Source organism: Erwinia sp. E602, from assembly GCF_018141005.1.
GTDB lineage: Bacteria > Pseudomonadota > Gammaproteobacteria > Enterobacterales > Enterobacteriaceae > Erwinia.
The window spans coordinates 3,573,553-3,587,340 of record NZ_CP046582.1 but is presented as its reverse complement, the minus strand read 5'-3'; the positions used below and the strand labels follow the sequence as shown (position 1 = coordinate 3,587,340).

General features: G+C 60.3%; 11 protein-coding genes. 5 read left to right on the top strand and 6 right to left on the bottom strand.

Annotation, left to right across the window (positions count from 1 at the left end; translation table 11 throughout):
- Positions 1–90: 90 nt before the first annotated feature.
- The 4 genes from GKQ23_RS17985 to GKQ23_RS17970 form a co-directional block, all read right to left on the bottom strand.
- On the bottom strand, positions 91–1,671 hold the full coding sequence (locus GKQ23_RS17985) for a methyl-accepting chemotaxis protein (protein WP_212409055.1): 1,581 nt from the start codon (positions 1,669–1,671) through the stop codon (positions 91–93).
- Positions 1,672–1,768: 97 nt separating this feature from the next.
- Positions 1,769–2,830 carry an alpha/beta fold hydrolase gene (locus tag GKQ23_RS17980; protein ID WP_212409054.1) on the bottom strand — a complete coding sequence of 354 codons (1,062 nt, stop codon included), beginning with the start codon at positions 2,828–2,830 and terminating at the stop codon, positions 1,769–1,771.
- A 164-nt stretch (positions 2,831–2,994) separates the two neighbouring features.
- Positions 2,995–3,690 carry a response regulator gene (locus GKQ23_RS17975; RefSeq protein WP_212409053.1) on the bottom strand — a complete coding sequence of 232 codons (696 nt, stop codon included), beginning with the start codon at positions 3,688–3,690 and terminating at the stop codon, positions 2,995–2,997.
- Entirely contained in the window at positions 3,683–5,299 is a 1,617-nt protein-coding gene (locus GKQ23_RS17970; RefSeq protein WP_212409052.1) for a sensor histidine kinase, read from the bottom strand. Before GKQ23_RS17970 ends, GKQ23_RS17975 begins: the two co-directional genes overlap by 8 nt.
- A gap of 322 nt (positions 5,300–5,621) precedes the next feature.
- On the opposite strand from GKQ23_RS17970, the gene GKQ23_RS17965 reads away from it, so the two are divergent.
- Positions 5,622–6,977: a 2-hydroxycarboxylate transporter family protein gene (locus tag GKQ23_RS17965; protein ID WP_056240178.1), complete on the top strand. Its 1,356-nt coding sequence runs from the start codon at positions 5,622–5,624 to the stop codon at positions 6,975–6,977.
- Positions 6,978–7,090: 113 nt separating this feature from the next.
- Here GKQ23_RS17965 and GKQ23_RS17960 read toward each other — a convergent pair whose 3' ends face one another.
- Positions 7,091–7,762: an SDR family oxidoreductase gene (locus tag GKQ23_RS17960; RefSeq protein WP_101506722.1), complete on the bottom strand. Its 672-nt coding sequence runs from the start codon at positions 7,760–7,762 to the stop codon at positions 7,091–7,093.
- A gap of 258 nt (positions 7,763–8,020) precedes the next feature.
- Entirely contained in the window at positions 8,021–8,119 is a 99-nt protein-coding gene (locus tag GKQ23_RS17955) for a YoaK family small membrane protein (protein ID WP_199177707.1), read from the bottom strand.
- Positions 8,120–8,283: 164 nt separating this feature from the next.
- Between GKQ23_RS17955 and GKQ23_RS17950 the strand changes: the two genes are divergently transcribed.
- The 4 genes from GKQ23_RS17950 (at position 8,284) to GKQ23_RS17935 (ending at position 13,671) form a co-directional block, all read left to right on the top strand.
- Entirely contained in the window at positions 8,284–9,309 is a 1,026-nt protein-coding gene (locus GKQ23_RS17950; protein ID WP_212409051.1) for a LacI family DNA-binding transcriptional regulator, read from the top strand.
- Positions 9,310–9,825: 516 nt separating this feature from the next.
- Entirely contained in the window at positions 9,826–10,551 is a 726-nt protein-coding gene (locus GKQ23_RS17945; protein WP_101506721.1) for a gluconate 2-dehydrogenase subunit 3 family protein, read from the top strand.
- Between the two features lie 92 nt (positions 10,552–10,643).
- On the top strand, positions 10,644–12,413 hold the full coding sequence (locus tag GKQ23_RS17940) for a GMC family oxidoreductase (protein WP_101506720.1): 1,770 nt from the start codon (positions 10,644–10,646) through the stop codon (positions 12,411–12,413).
- A gap of 4 nt (positions 12,414–12,417) precedes the next feature.
- Entirely contained in the window at positions 12,418–13,671 is a 1,254-nt protein-coding gene (locus tag GKQ23_RS17935) for a cytochrome c (protein WP_369814400.1), read from the top strand.
- The last annotated feature ends 117 nt before the right edge of the window (positions 13,672–13,788 follow it).

The window sequence follows — 13,788 nt, the reverse complement described above, 5'->3', positions numbered from 1 at the left end:
CGCTGCTTTTTTACTACCGGGCAGCGGTACCGCCAGTGGGGCTATCGTAAAAACTTTTTGTCCTAAACTCAAATCAGAAAAGATAATCCGTTACGCGGCCACCTCGTCCGGCCGCCCGTCATCTTCGGTCTGGAAGCGGGTCACCGACTGCTGCAGATGCACCACCTGCTGCTGCAGGGCGCTGGCGGCGGTAGCCACTTCGGAGACCAGCGAGGCGTTCTGCTGGGTGACGCCGTCCATCTGGTTGATGGCGATATTGATCTGCGAAATGCCGCGGGTCTGTTCGCCTGAGGCCAGCATCACCTCATCCATAATGTCGACCACCTTTTTCACGTCGACCATCACCTCATCCATGGTATTGCCGGCGGTTTTGACCAGCCCGGCGCCCTTGCCGATATTGCTCAGCGAGGCGTCGATCATGGTGCCGATCTCTTTGGCCGCCGTAGCGCTGCGCTGCGCCAGCACCCGCACTTCCGAGGCCACCACCGCAAAGCCGCGGCCGGCTTCACCGGCGCGCGCCGCTTCGACGGCGGCGTTCAGCGCCAGCAGGTTGGTCTGGAAGGCGATGCCGTCAATCACGCTGACGATATCACCGATGCGCGCCGAACTCTGCTCAATGGCCTGCATGGTCTGGATCACTTCGGCCACCACCTCGCCGCCGCGCGACGCCGAGTCAGACGCCTGCTGCGCCAGGTCGTTGGCCTTACGGGTGTTGTCTTCGTTGTTTTTCACCGTCGACATAATCTGTTCCATGCTCGAGGCGGTTTCATCCAGCGACGCCGCCTGCTGTTCGGTGCGGCTGGAGAGGTCGATATTGCCGGAGGCGATCTCTTCCACGCCGGAGCCGATTGAGTTGGTGCCGTAGCGCACCGACAGCACCATGCTCTCCAGCCCGTCGCGCATGCGCTGCACCGAGGAGAACAGCCGGGCGATCTCATTTTTGCCGCTGACGTCGATGCGCGCGCGCAGGTCGCCTTCGGCGATGCGGTCAAACACGCCGATCGCCTGATTCAGCGGTTTTACCACCAGGCAGGTCATTACCCACCACGCCAGACCGGCCAGCAGCAGGGCAACCACGATGGCGAAGGTCAGCGTCAGCTGCATGCTTTTCACCCGCGAGTTAGACTCTTCCCAGGCGAGGTCGATGCTCTGCAGCTTAAAGGCGACCAGCGCTTTAGAGGCCTTATCAAAGGCGGCGTACAGCGTGGTGGACTGGCCGGCGCGCTGGCGATATTCGTCGAGGTTGCCCGCTTCCAGCGCGGCAAACGCCGGGGTGATAAAGGTGGTCATCAGCGTGTCACGGTGTGCCGCCATCTCATCGGCAATCACCTTTTCTGCCTCAGACTGCGGGAAGGTCAGGTACTGCTGCCATTTGGCTGCGGCACCCTCGACCTTGCCCCGCGCGCGATCCAGCGCCACTTTCGCCGTGGCGGTGTCGCCTTTGCCGATCAGCGATTCATACAGGCGCAGATCGAGCCGGCCGCGCAGCAGCAGCTCGGAGCTCTCATTCAGCGCCACCAGCCCCGGCAGCACTTCTTTATCCACGTGGGCAAAGGATTTGTTGCCCGACTGCACGGCAACCAGCCCGAGCAGGCCAACGCAGAGCAGCAGCGCGGTCAGTGAAAAAACCATCAGGCTGAGCGCGGTACGGATTTTTATTCGACGAAGCATAAGGTGTTCCCTGTTGCTGGTTGAGTCAGTAGTCAGACAGTGTGCGTAAGGCGCGCGCGGTGCGATCGGTAAACGCCGGTGCATCGCGCGCGTAATATTATTTTTTATCGTTCTGTTTCAGGAACGCGTTTAATTCTTTTTCATACAGCGCGGCCGACATCATGGTGCCGTGCCCGCTGGTTTGTTTCCCGGTCGGAATTAACAGCAGCTCGGCACGTTTTAATTTTTTCAGATCGGCGGCCAGCGATCCGGTTTCCGGCGGATTACGTTCGTCGTCAGCCGAATTAACGATCAGCAGCGGTGCCTTAATACGCGACAGATCGCGCTGCGCATTATAATTCGCCGACGATCCCCACAGGTAAATAAAGTCATTGGCGTCGGCGGTGACCGGCGCGGCCAGCCGTTCCTCAACGCGCTGGTCGGCAGCGGCGCGGGTGGGTGCCTTCTGCTGCCAGCCGAGCGTGCCGCCGGTGGTGGCGACGCTGAACATTGTACTGGCATATTTCAGGGCCGGAGGTTGCTGTTGATAGTTGCCCTGCTGCCATGCCGGGTCGCCTTTGATCGACTCAATCAGCAGCCGGCGCATCATCCAGTTGCGGCCGGAAAGTTCGGCAGGCTGTGCGGCCATCGGCACCAGCTGGTCCATCATCGTCGGGTATTTTTCTCCCCACAGCCAGGTCTGCATGCCGCCCATCGAGTAGCCCATCACCAGCCGCAGGTGGCGGATGCCCAGCCCCTCTGTTAATAAACGGTACTGCGCGGTGACCATATCGCCGTAGTCAAACTGCGGAAACGCCATGCGCAGGCCGTCGGAAGGCTTCGACGACTGACCGGAGCCGATACTGTCCGGCATAATGATGAAATATTTATTACTGTCCAGCGGCTGGCCAGGGCCAAATAACCGCCCGCCGAAGTTGTCGGCCAGCAGGGCTTTAATTGGCTGATTGGTTCCGTGAAGTAATAATACCGCTGGTTTATCAGGTGAGCCCAGCGTGGTGTAATGAATGCGCAGGCCTTTCATTTTTTCACCGCTGTTAAACTGAAATTCAGCGGCGGTCCAGTTTCCCTCGCTGGGTGCTAACGGCGCGGCCAGCGGTGCAGCAACGGGCGCCAGCGTCAGCAGGGAAAAAATAGCAGCAGAGTAAATTTTCACAGACATAAACCACTCGGGTTACGGGGAGTGCCGGGACGGCGATAATAAGGTTAATCACTATTATCCCCAATGAACCCGGCAATAAAATCGTCTAAAAAAATATAATCTGCTGTCGGTTGTCCTTAGCGCGCCAGGATCTCCAGCCGGTTGCTTTTAGGTAAGCAGAAACGTTATTTCACTTTAGTTTTCTTTCGATACAGGCGCCGCGGATGGCCGATATTACCGTAGAGCATCTCCACCTGGACCCAATCGCTGGCCACGCAGTGCTCCAGATAGCGCCGGGCGGTGGTTTTGCTGATGCCGGCCTGTTCCACCACCTCTTCTACGGTGTGGGCAACGTCCGGCTGCTGTTCAAACAGCTGCTGCACCAGCGCCAGGGTATTGGCCTCAATGCCTTTTGCCGCCGGTTCAGCGGCAAACTGTTTGGACTGCAGGTTGTAGAGCGCGTCGACGCTGTGCTGGTCAATCACCCGGTAGCTGTGCTGAGTCTGCACAAACTGCATAAAGCGCTCCAGCGAGTTGCGCAGCCGTTTGTACGACAGCGGCTTAATAATATAGTCGAAGGCGCCGTTGCGGATCGCCTGGCTGCAGGTGTGCATATCGCTGGCGGCGGTGATAAACACCACCGAGCAGCTGGCGGCTTTGACCGCCGCGCTCTCCATCAGCTCAATGCCCTGACCATCCGGCAGGAAGTTGTCCAGCAGGATCAGCCGCGGCTGATGCAGCGCGGCCAGCCGTTTTGCCTCGGCCAGCGTGGCGGCCGTGGCCACCACCCGCAGGTTAAAATGTTGTTCGATAAACTCGGCGTGCAGGCGGGCCAGCAGCGGTTCATCTTCTACGATCAAAACGTCGAGGGCTTCAGACATAGTCGGGTGCTCGGGAGGGTCGGGTGTTGGGAATAAACAGCGAGAAAATGGTGCCGTGCGGATCGTTGTCCGTCACTTCGATGCTGCCGTGCGCCTGGGAGACGTAACGCGCCACCAGCTGCAGGCCGATGCCGTGATCGCGGGCGTCGGCTTTGGTGGTGATCCCCGGCTCGAACAGCGTATCACGAATGTGTCCGGCGATGCCGCCGCCCTGGTCCGCCACTTCGATCACCAGTTCGCCGCTGGCGTCGCTGAGATAGAGCGCAACTGGCCGGAGCTGCGGGCCGCGCAGCGTGGCCTCGACGGCGTTATCCAGCAGGTTGCCGACCACCGACATCAGCTCGCTCTCGTTCAGCCCGTCCGGCAGCGTGCTTAGCTGGCAGGCGGGATCGAAGCGCAGTTCAATGCCTTTTTCGCGCGCGCTGGCGTATTTTCCCAGCAGCAGGCCGCACAGCGCCGGGGGAACAAACCGCGTGGAGATAAAGTCGAGGATCTCCTGCGCGCCTGCCGACTGGGCCTCGACGTAGCGTCGCGCTTCGTCATAGCGCTGCATCTGCAGCAGGCCGGCCAGCGCGGCGGTCCAGTTCAGCTGTTCGTGGCGCATCACCCGCAGGCTGTCGGCGTAGCGTTGCACCTGGCTGAGCTGGCTGCTCAGGGTATTGATATCGTTTTCGCTGCGGAAGGTCACCACCCAGCCCAGCAGCTCCTGCTGCTGCATAATGCGCACCCGGCTGGCAATCACCCGCAGCGATCCAAACCGGCACACCTCGTCGTGGGTATCCTGCTGCTGCCCGCTGCTGAAAAAGTCGGGCTGGCTGCTCAGCACTTCGCTGACCGGTTTACCGATCGCCGCGTCGGCGCTCTGGCGTAAATCCAGCAGCTCGCGCGCCGCCCGGTTGAGCGTAATAATGCGCCCGCTGGCATCGATGGCGATCACCCCTTCGTAGATCGCTTCCAGCAGCGCGCTTTGCTGGCGCACCAGCAGGGCAATCTCTTTCGGCTCCAGCGAGAACATCTGCCGCTTAAGATTTTTAGACAGCAGCCAGGAGAAAATAAACAGCGCGATAAACAGCAGAATAATCGCGGCGGAAATTTGCAGCAGCGTGCGGGTGGTTAAATTATCAATATGCGACTTTAAATAGCCGACGGAAACAATGCCGATAACCCGGCCATTGTTATCCCGTACTGGCGCTTTACTGCGCAGCGAAACGCCAATGCCACCTTTACGCACGGTAATAATGGTTTTTCCGGCCAGCACCTCGCTGTTATCGCCGCCGACCATCGGCTGGCCAATACGGCCGGCATCTTCAGAGTGATAAAGGTGGCGGCCCTGGCTGTCGCCGACCACGATATAGCTGGCGTCGCTGCTGGCGCGAAAGGGTTTCATTAATGCGGCAACCTGCCGCGGATCGTCGGCCTGCACCGCCGCCACCAGCGGGGGGATCAGCGCAATCTCCCGCGCCTGCACCTGCGCCCTGGCCCCGAGGTCGCGGTGCAGCTGGGCGTCGAGCTGATACCAGCTGTAGCCGGCAATCGCCGCCAGCAGCAGGCAGGAGAAGGCAACCAGGCACAGGAACAGCTTAATCTGAAAAGAGAGTTTTAGGCGCATGGCCGGAATTTACCGCTCACAAGAGTCAGCCATTACCCTACCATGTGCAGGGAATCAGACAAGATTGCGCCCGATCAACTTGTGATCGCTGACACGCGTTTAAGCTGAATTGCGATAACGCTTAAATGCAGCAGAGTCGATAAGATTATCCCGCTAAATAACCTTAACACCATTAACTCCACGCGCTGTTTTACATAATGTCAATTAACGCCATAGAAACCATAAGCACCATTAAAAACCCGTTTTAAATTTGAACAGAATCACAGCAGGTTAATAAGGCCTTTCACTATGATGTCGGTGAAACTTAATAAGAGGCCAGACTATGAGCACAACTGATGATTCTTATCTCGTCGCCAGAGAGAAAACCGCCGATATCCCGCTGCGGGAAAAATGGTGGCGGGTTATGGATAATTACAAGGTCGGCATCGTACCGCTGCCGCTGTTTCTGCTGGCCGGTTTTCTGATCCTGCTCGACTGCCTGGCCGGTAAAATGCCGTCTGATATCGTGGTGATGGTCGCCACGCTGGCCTTCTTTGGCTTCGCCTGCGGTGAGTTCGGTAAACGCCTGCCGCTGGTGGGCAAGATGGGCGCGGCGGCGATCTGCGCCACCTTTATCCCCTCCGCGCTGGTGCACTACGGCCTGCTGCCGGACGTGGTGGTGCAGTCCACCACCCAGTTCTACAAAAGCACCAATATTCTCTACCTCTATATCTGCTGCATTATCGTCGGCAGCATTATGAGCATGAACCGTCAGGTGCTGATTCAGGGCTTCCTGCGTATTTTCGTGCCGATGCTGTGCGGTGAGATTGTCGGCATGCTGGCGGGGATGGCGGTCGGGCTGGCGCTGGGGCTGGAGCCGTTCCAGATCTTCTTCTTCCTGATCCTGCCGATCATGGCCGGCGGCGTCGGTGAAGGGGCGATCCCGCTGTCGATGGGCTATGCGGCGATCCTGCATATCGAGCAGGGCGTGGCGCTGGGGCGCATCCTGCCGATCGTAATGCTGGGCAGCCTGACGGCGATCGTGATTGCCGGGCTGCTGAACCAGCTGGGTAAACGCTACCCGCACCTGACCGGCGAAGGCAGCCTGATGCCCGGCGGCCAGGCGGACGGCGAGGCGTCGGCAACGGAGAAATTCAGCGGCAAAATGGAGGTCACCACCCTGGCCTGCGGCGCGCTGCTGGCGATCCTGCTGTATATGGTCGGCATGCTGCTGCACCGGCTGATCGGCCTGCCGGCACCGGTGGGGATGCTGTTTGCGGCGGTCGCGGTCAAGCTGGCACACGGCGTGTCGCCGCGTATTCAGCAGGGATCGCAGATGGTCTACAAATTCTTCCGAACCGCGGTGACCTATCCGATCCTGTTTGCGGTCGGCGTGGCGATTACGCCGTGGCAGGAGCTGGTCGACGCCTTTACCCTGCAGAACCTGCTGGTGATCGTCACCACCGTCAGCGCGCTGGTGGTGACCGGCTTCTTCGTCGGTAAAAAGATCGGCATGCACCCGATCGACGTAGCGATTGTCTCCTGCTGCCAGAGCGGGCAGGGCGGCACCGGCGACGTTGCTATTCTGACCGCCGGTAACCGTATGTCGCTGATGCCGTTTGCGCAGATCGCCACCCGCATCGGCGGTGCGATCAACGTGTCGCTATCCCTGCTGGTGCTGGCGAAGTTTTTTGCGTGATGTCGAAGTATGACGTTTGAAGTCGAAGCCTGAAATCTGTGTACCTTTGCTACGTTGAACTGTCCGAGCTTTATCCCCGCCACGGCGGGGATTTTTTTATCCGGCAACGGGCGTTACCAGCGGCGTTCGCTGCCTTCCCAGTCGATATAGTGGTGGCCGCCTTTGCCCTGCCACTCCTGCAGCCGGTCGGCGATGCCGTTAACGCTCTGTGCGATGGTCAACGTTGCTTCCGCACCGCCCATATCGGTCTGCACCCAGCCCGGATGCACGCACAGCAGGGTTTTGCCCTGTGACTGTGCTTCCGGCAGCAGCCCGCGCGCCAGCATATTCAGCGCCGCCTTGCTGGCGGAGTAGAGCGGATAGGTGGCGTGCGGGTTCTCGTTGAGGCTGGCGAGGTCGGAGGACATCAGCGCCATAATTCCGCTCTGCTCTTTTACCAGCGGCAGCAGTTGGGTGGCGCAGCGCACCGGCGAGATGGCGTTACTCAGGAACAGCGCCGCCAGCTCGTCGTCACTGGTCTGCGTCAGATCCTGCGCCGCCGGGCCAAACACGCCGGCGTTGATAAAAATGGTGTCAAACTGCCGGCCGGCCAGCGCCTCGGCCAGCTCGTCACGCTGCTGCTGCCGGTTAATATCCAGCGTCAGCCACGCAATATTCGCGTCGGTGTGCGGCGTTGCACCGCGGGTGGTGGCCGTCACCTGCCAGCCGCGTTCCGCCAGCGTGGTCGCCAGCCCTAAGCCAATGCCGCGCGATGCGCCGATAATCAAAGCCTGTGGTGTGGTCATTGCCGTTCCTTTTCGTCGCCGTTGAGTAGATAAACGAGGTTAGCAAAGAAACGGGCGCAGCCCGTAGACGGTAATGCCTTACCAGCAGCAGGGACATTTGATATGGCCTGCTGTCCTGCCTGAAGCCTGAAGCCTGAAGCCTGAAGCCTGAAGCCTGAAGCCTGAAGCCTGAAGCCTGAAGCCTGAAGCCTGAAGCCTGAAGCCTGAAGCCTGAAGCCTGAAGCCTGAAGCCTGAAGCCGGGTGGGCTTCACGTCACCTTAGCTGCCCGGTGCCGCCGCGCCGGAAGCGATAAACCAGACCAGAAAGGCCATAGCGGCAATAAAAATCACGGTGGGAGCAATGGCTCTTTTATTCACGGCGGGTCACCTCGGCGTTGAGTTTGACAGGGGGCACCGGAGGTTTCCGGGCGGGTGCCGAGTGTAACACAGACCGGGTACAGCACGGCACCGGTCATCGGGGTGGCAGGGGCGATAAACCGGTAATATGATAGCGCAAACATTTTTCAGGCGGTGGGGCAGTGATGAAAGAACATAGTGAGCTGGGTGGCGTAGCGCCAGCACGTACCGTCACGCTGGAAGACGTGGCGCGGCTGGCGGGCCTGTCGCCGATGACCGTCAGCCGGGCGATCAATAAGCCGCAGGTGGTGCGTCCCGCCACCGTGGCGCGGGTGATGGCGGCGATCCAGGCCACCGGCTATATTCCCAACCTGCTGGCCGGCGGGCTGGCCTCGCGCCGCACCCGGCTGATCGCGGTGGTGGTCCCGCAGATCAACAACAGCATGTTTGTCGACACCGTGCAGGCGATCAGCGACCGGCTGGCCGCGCGCGGCTACCAGATGCTGCTGTGCGTCACCGGCTACTCCAGCGACAACGAGGCGGAAACCGTTAACACCATCCTGTCGCGGCGGCCGGACGGCATGGTGCTTACCGGCATTCACCACCATGCTGAACTGCGTAAAACGCTGCTGAACGCCGCGCTGCCGCTGGTGGAGATCTGGGATCTGACGCCGACGCCGCTGGATATGCTGGTGGGCTTCTCCCATGAAAAAATCGGCCAGCGCATCGGCGAATACTGTCTGCAGCGCGGCTACCGCAGCCTTGGCCTGGTGTGGGCCGGTGACCGGCGCGCTCAGCTGCGGCGCAGGGCGCTGGCCGAGGTGTTGCAGGGGCAGCCGGGCTGCCGCCTGCAGGGGGTGAACGCGCCGGTGCCGACCTCGCTGGGTGCCGGACGTCAGGGGCTGAGCCAGCTGCTGGCGGCGGGGCAGCGCTTCGACGCCATCGTCTGCAGTTCGGACACCCTGGCGCAGGGGGTAATTATGGAGGCGCAGGCGCGCGGGCTGCGCGTGCCGGAAGATCTGGCGGTGATCGGCTTTGGTGACCTGGCCTTTGCGGAACATAACCAGCCGGCGATCACCACCGTCGCCATCGACCGGCTGAAGATGGGGGAGCTGGCCGCCACGCTGCTGGCCGATAAAATCGAGGGGCAGGCCCCGGCGGAGGCGGTGGTCGATCTCGGTTTTACGCTGCGGGTGCGCGAGTCGGGCTGAATTTTACGCTGCGGGTGGGTGAGTCGGGCCAGATTTACACTGCAGGTGCGTGAGTGGGGATAGATTTACGCTGCGGGTGCGTAAGTGGGGATAGATTTTACGCCGGGGTGGGCGAGTCGGCCTGGTTTTACGCTGCGGGTGCGTGAATCAGGCCAGGTTTTGTCCCCAGAGCGCGCAGGGGAATAGACGAATTGTTTGAGTTTGTTCAGCCAGGTGACTATTGCAGAAACGCCACGCTCACGGCGTTTTTTTCCCCGTCAGCCTGCTTCAGGTGCCGGAATTTCCCTTAATAGCGGTGTGGTTAACCCTGTGGCTAACCCGGCGAGGAATGGTGGCATTGTTATAAAATGTTAGAGCAATCATTCCTGTTTAACTAAAAATATTATCTCTTCAATTTTTACATTTTGAATCATCTGTATCGCTAACATTGCGGCCATGTAAAAAAATAAAACCATTTTTTAACCTTCGGTTTCCCCCCGTGGCAACCCTTTACTGGCATGTGAGAGTCGTAACGCTATGCTCCTTCAAAAAGAAACCACCCGTCGTAAGTTTTTACTCGGGTCGCTGCTGGCATTACCGCTGGGCGAGATGGTGTTTAAAGGGCTGACCGCAGCCCAGGCCGCAGAGATGGCCGCACCTGAGCTGGCGGATTATCAGCCGATCTTCTTCAGCCCGGCCGAGTGGCGGTTTATCCTCGCCGCCTGCGACCGTCTGATCCCCGCCGGCGGCGAGGGCAAGGCCCCCGGCGCGCTGGAAACTAACGTGCCGGTCTTTATCGATCAGCAGATGCACGGTGATATCGGCAACGAGATCTACATGCAGGGGCCGTTTGATTCCCAGGCCGCCGCCACCCACGGCTACCAGATCCCGTTCCGCCCGCAGCAGATCTACCAGACCGGCATTAAGCTGGCCAACCAGTGGTGCCAGCAGCAGCACCAGCAGGACTTCCATCAGCTGCCGGTGGCAGAGCAGGAAGCGGTGCTGACGCATCTGCAGAAAAACGAGATCAAATTTGCCGATCTCGGCGAGCCGGATCTGAAGGCATCGCAGTTCTTCAGCGGCCTGCTGAACGATAGCAAACACGGCTACCTCTCCGATCCGATGTACGGCGGCAACAAGGGGATGAAGGCGTGGATCGCCATCGGCTTCCCCGGCGCGCGCGCCAGCTACCTCGAGTGGGTAAAGCAGCACAACGTGCCGTATCCGCTTGGTCCGGTCAGCATTCAGGGCCTGCGCGCCTGATTCCATTTTCTCGTTTTAATGCTGCCCGGCAGGGCTGGCGGCAGGGGCGCTCACGTCTCTGCGGCGGCCGTGCGGGGTAAACAGGGTTTATCATGGCAAAGATTAATAAAGAAGAAGTCGACGTCGTTGTTGTCGGCCTGGGATGGGCCGGCTCGCTGATGAGCATTGAGCTGGCGCTGGCCGGCCTGAAGGTACGCGCGCTGGAGCGCGGCGGCGATCGCGGCTACGAAGAGTTCGCTTACCCGAAACCGGCGGATGAATTTGCCTACGCGGTGCGCAATAAGGTGATGGCCACCCCGGCGGAAGCGGCGGTGACCGTGCGCTATAACATGAGCCAGACCGCGCTGCCGACCCGTAAGTGGGGGGCGTTCTGCCCCGGTACCGGCGTGGGCGGCTCCGGCCTGCACTGGACGGCGGTGCTGATCCGCCCGACGCCGACCGACCTGAAGCTGAAAACCTACGCCGACCAGGCCTACGGCCCTGGCGTGCTGCAGGACGATATGCGCATTATGGACTTCCCGTTCAGCTGGGAGGAGATCGAGCCTTACTACGAGAAGTTCGAGATGATCTGCGGCCAGTCCGGCAATACCGGCAACCTGCGCGGCCAGATCCTCGAAGGCGGCGATCCGTTCGAAGGCCCGCGCGCCAATCCGATGCCGCTGCCGGCGCTGGACGACACGCTGAACAATACGATGTTTGTGAAGGCGGCGAAAAAGCTTGGCTATCATCCGTTCCCTAACCCGTCGGCCTGCGTCTCTCGCGCCTGGACTAACCCCTACGGTAACCAGATCGCGCCGTGCAACTACTGCGGCTACTGCAGTAAGTATCCGTGCCTGAACTACTCGAAGGCGTCGCCGCAGACCGCGGTGATGGACTCGCTGAAGCGCATGGACAACTTCTCTTATGAAGTGCACGCCAACGTGATGAAAGTGGTGCTGCATGACGATAAGAAGACCGCGAAGGGCGTTGTCTATATCGACAAAGACGGCAACGAGTGCTTCCAGCCGGCAAAAATCGTGGTGCTGAGCAGCTTCCAGTTCTGCAACGTGCGTCTGATGCTGCTCTCCGGCATCGGCAAGCCGTATAACCCGATCACCGAAGAGGGGGTGATTGGCCGTAACTACGCCTTCCTCAGCAACGGCGGCGCAACGCTGTTCTTTAAGGACAAGAACTTTAATCCGTTTGCCACCGCCGGGGCCACCGGGCAGATGTTTAACGATATCTCGCCGGGCAACTTTGACGGCCCGTCGCTGGGCTTTATCGGCGGTGCCAAGATCCACAGCTCGCAGGCCACCGGTACGCCAATCAGCACCGCGCTGCCGAAGGGCACCCCGGCGTGGGGCAACGGCTGGAAGCAGGGGCTGGAGGAGTGGTACGGCCACTCGATGAAGATCAGCATCACCACCACCTGTATGTCGTATCGCGATATCTATCTGGATCTCGACCCTAACTACACCGACGAGTACGGCTATCCGCTGCTGCGCATGACCTTTAACTGGAAGCAGAACGAGCTGAAGCTGCAGCAGTATCTGAAGGGCATCGTTGGCAACATTACCAAAGAGCTGAACCCGGACAGCTACAGCGAGAGTTTCCTCGCGATGGATGCCGATTTCGATCTGACCAAATATGTCTCCACCCATAACGTCGGCGGTGCGGTGATGGGCGACGATCCTAAGACCTCGGCGCTGAACCGCTATCTGCAGAGCTGGGACGTGCATAACGTGTTTGTGCCGGGTGGCAACGCCTTCCCGCAGAACTTCCAGGCTAACCCGACCGATACCATCGGCGCGATTACGTTGATGGCGGCGCAGGCAATTAAGGATATCTACCTGAAGAATCCGGGTCCGATGGTGCAGGCATAAGGTGATGAAGATGAAACTGACACGCACGTTAATCGCGTCCGGCCTGCTGGCCGGCATGTCTGCGCTGCCTGCTGCTGCTGCGGACGATCTGGTGAAGCAGGGCGAGTATATTTCACGCCTCGGCGACTGTGGTGCCTGCCACACTATTCCGGGCAAGCCGGCGTTTTCCGGCGGGCTGGCGATTGAGTCGAACCTTGGCACGATCTATTCGACCAACATTACGCCGGATAAAGAACAGGGTATCGGTAAGTACAGCGAGCAGCAGTTCTCGGACGCGGTGCGTAAGGGCGTGCTGCCGGACGGTAAGCGTCTCTACCCGGCGATGCCCTATCCGGACTATGCGAAGATCAGCGATGCCGATATGCACGCGCTGTACGTTTACTTTATGCAGGGCGTGAAGCCGAGCGCGGAGCAGCCGCCGGAGACCGATCTGAGCTTCCCGTTCAGCCAGCGCTGGGGCATGCGTTTCTGGAACTGGGCGTTTACCGGGGATACGCCGTTCCGGCCGATCGGCGGGGCGAGTGCCGAGGTGAATCGCGGTGCCTATCTGGTGGAGAGCCTTGGCCACTGCGGCAGCTGTCATACGCCACGCGGCATCGGTATGAACGAGAAGGCGCTGGACAGCGGCGACGAGAAGTTCCTTGCCGGCGGCAGTCTTAACGGCTGGGAAGTGCCGTCGCTGCGCGGGTTGCCGCACTGGACGGAGCAGGAGACCGTCGATTATCTGGCGACCGGACGTAACGATAAGGCGGCGGTGGGCGGTGAGATGACGTCGGTGGTTGAGCACAGTACGTCGTGGATGACCGATGCCGATCTTAAGGCGATTAGCGCGTATCTGAAGTTCCTCGGCGGGAATCCGCCTGCGCCGGCGAAGGCGGCAGAGGCGGTGAGTGCCACCGAGGCGAAGCTGACGGCGGCGAAGAGTCTGACCACCGGCGAGCGGTTGTATCTGGATAACTGCGGGGCCTGTCATTTTGTGACCGGTAAGGGTGCGCCGCGCATTTTCCCGGAGCTGGACGGGGCGACGATAGTTAACGCGGGCGATCCGACCGGGTTGATCCATACGATTCTGGCCGGAGCGCAGCAGCCTTCAACCGCGAAGGCGCCGTCGACGCTGGCGATGCCGGGCTTTGCGGCGCGGCTGAGTGATGATGAGGTGGCGCAGCTGGCGACCTTTATTCGTCAGGGCTGGGGGAATAAGGCGGATGCGGTGAGTGAGAAGCAGGTGCGGGAAGTGCGGGAGACGCTGAAGCACTGATGCTTTGACATTGTGCACAGGTCTTGTTCTGGCACTGTGCACGGGTCGTCTGTTTGCTGGCACTGTGGACAGGTCGTCTGTTTGATCGAGATTCCCGGGCCTGTCAGCGGGCGACCC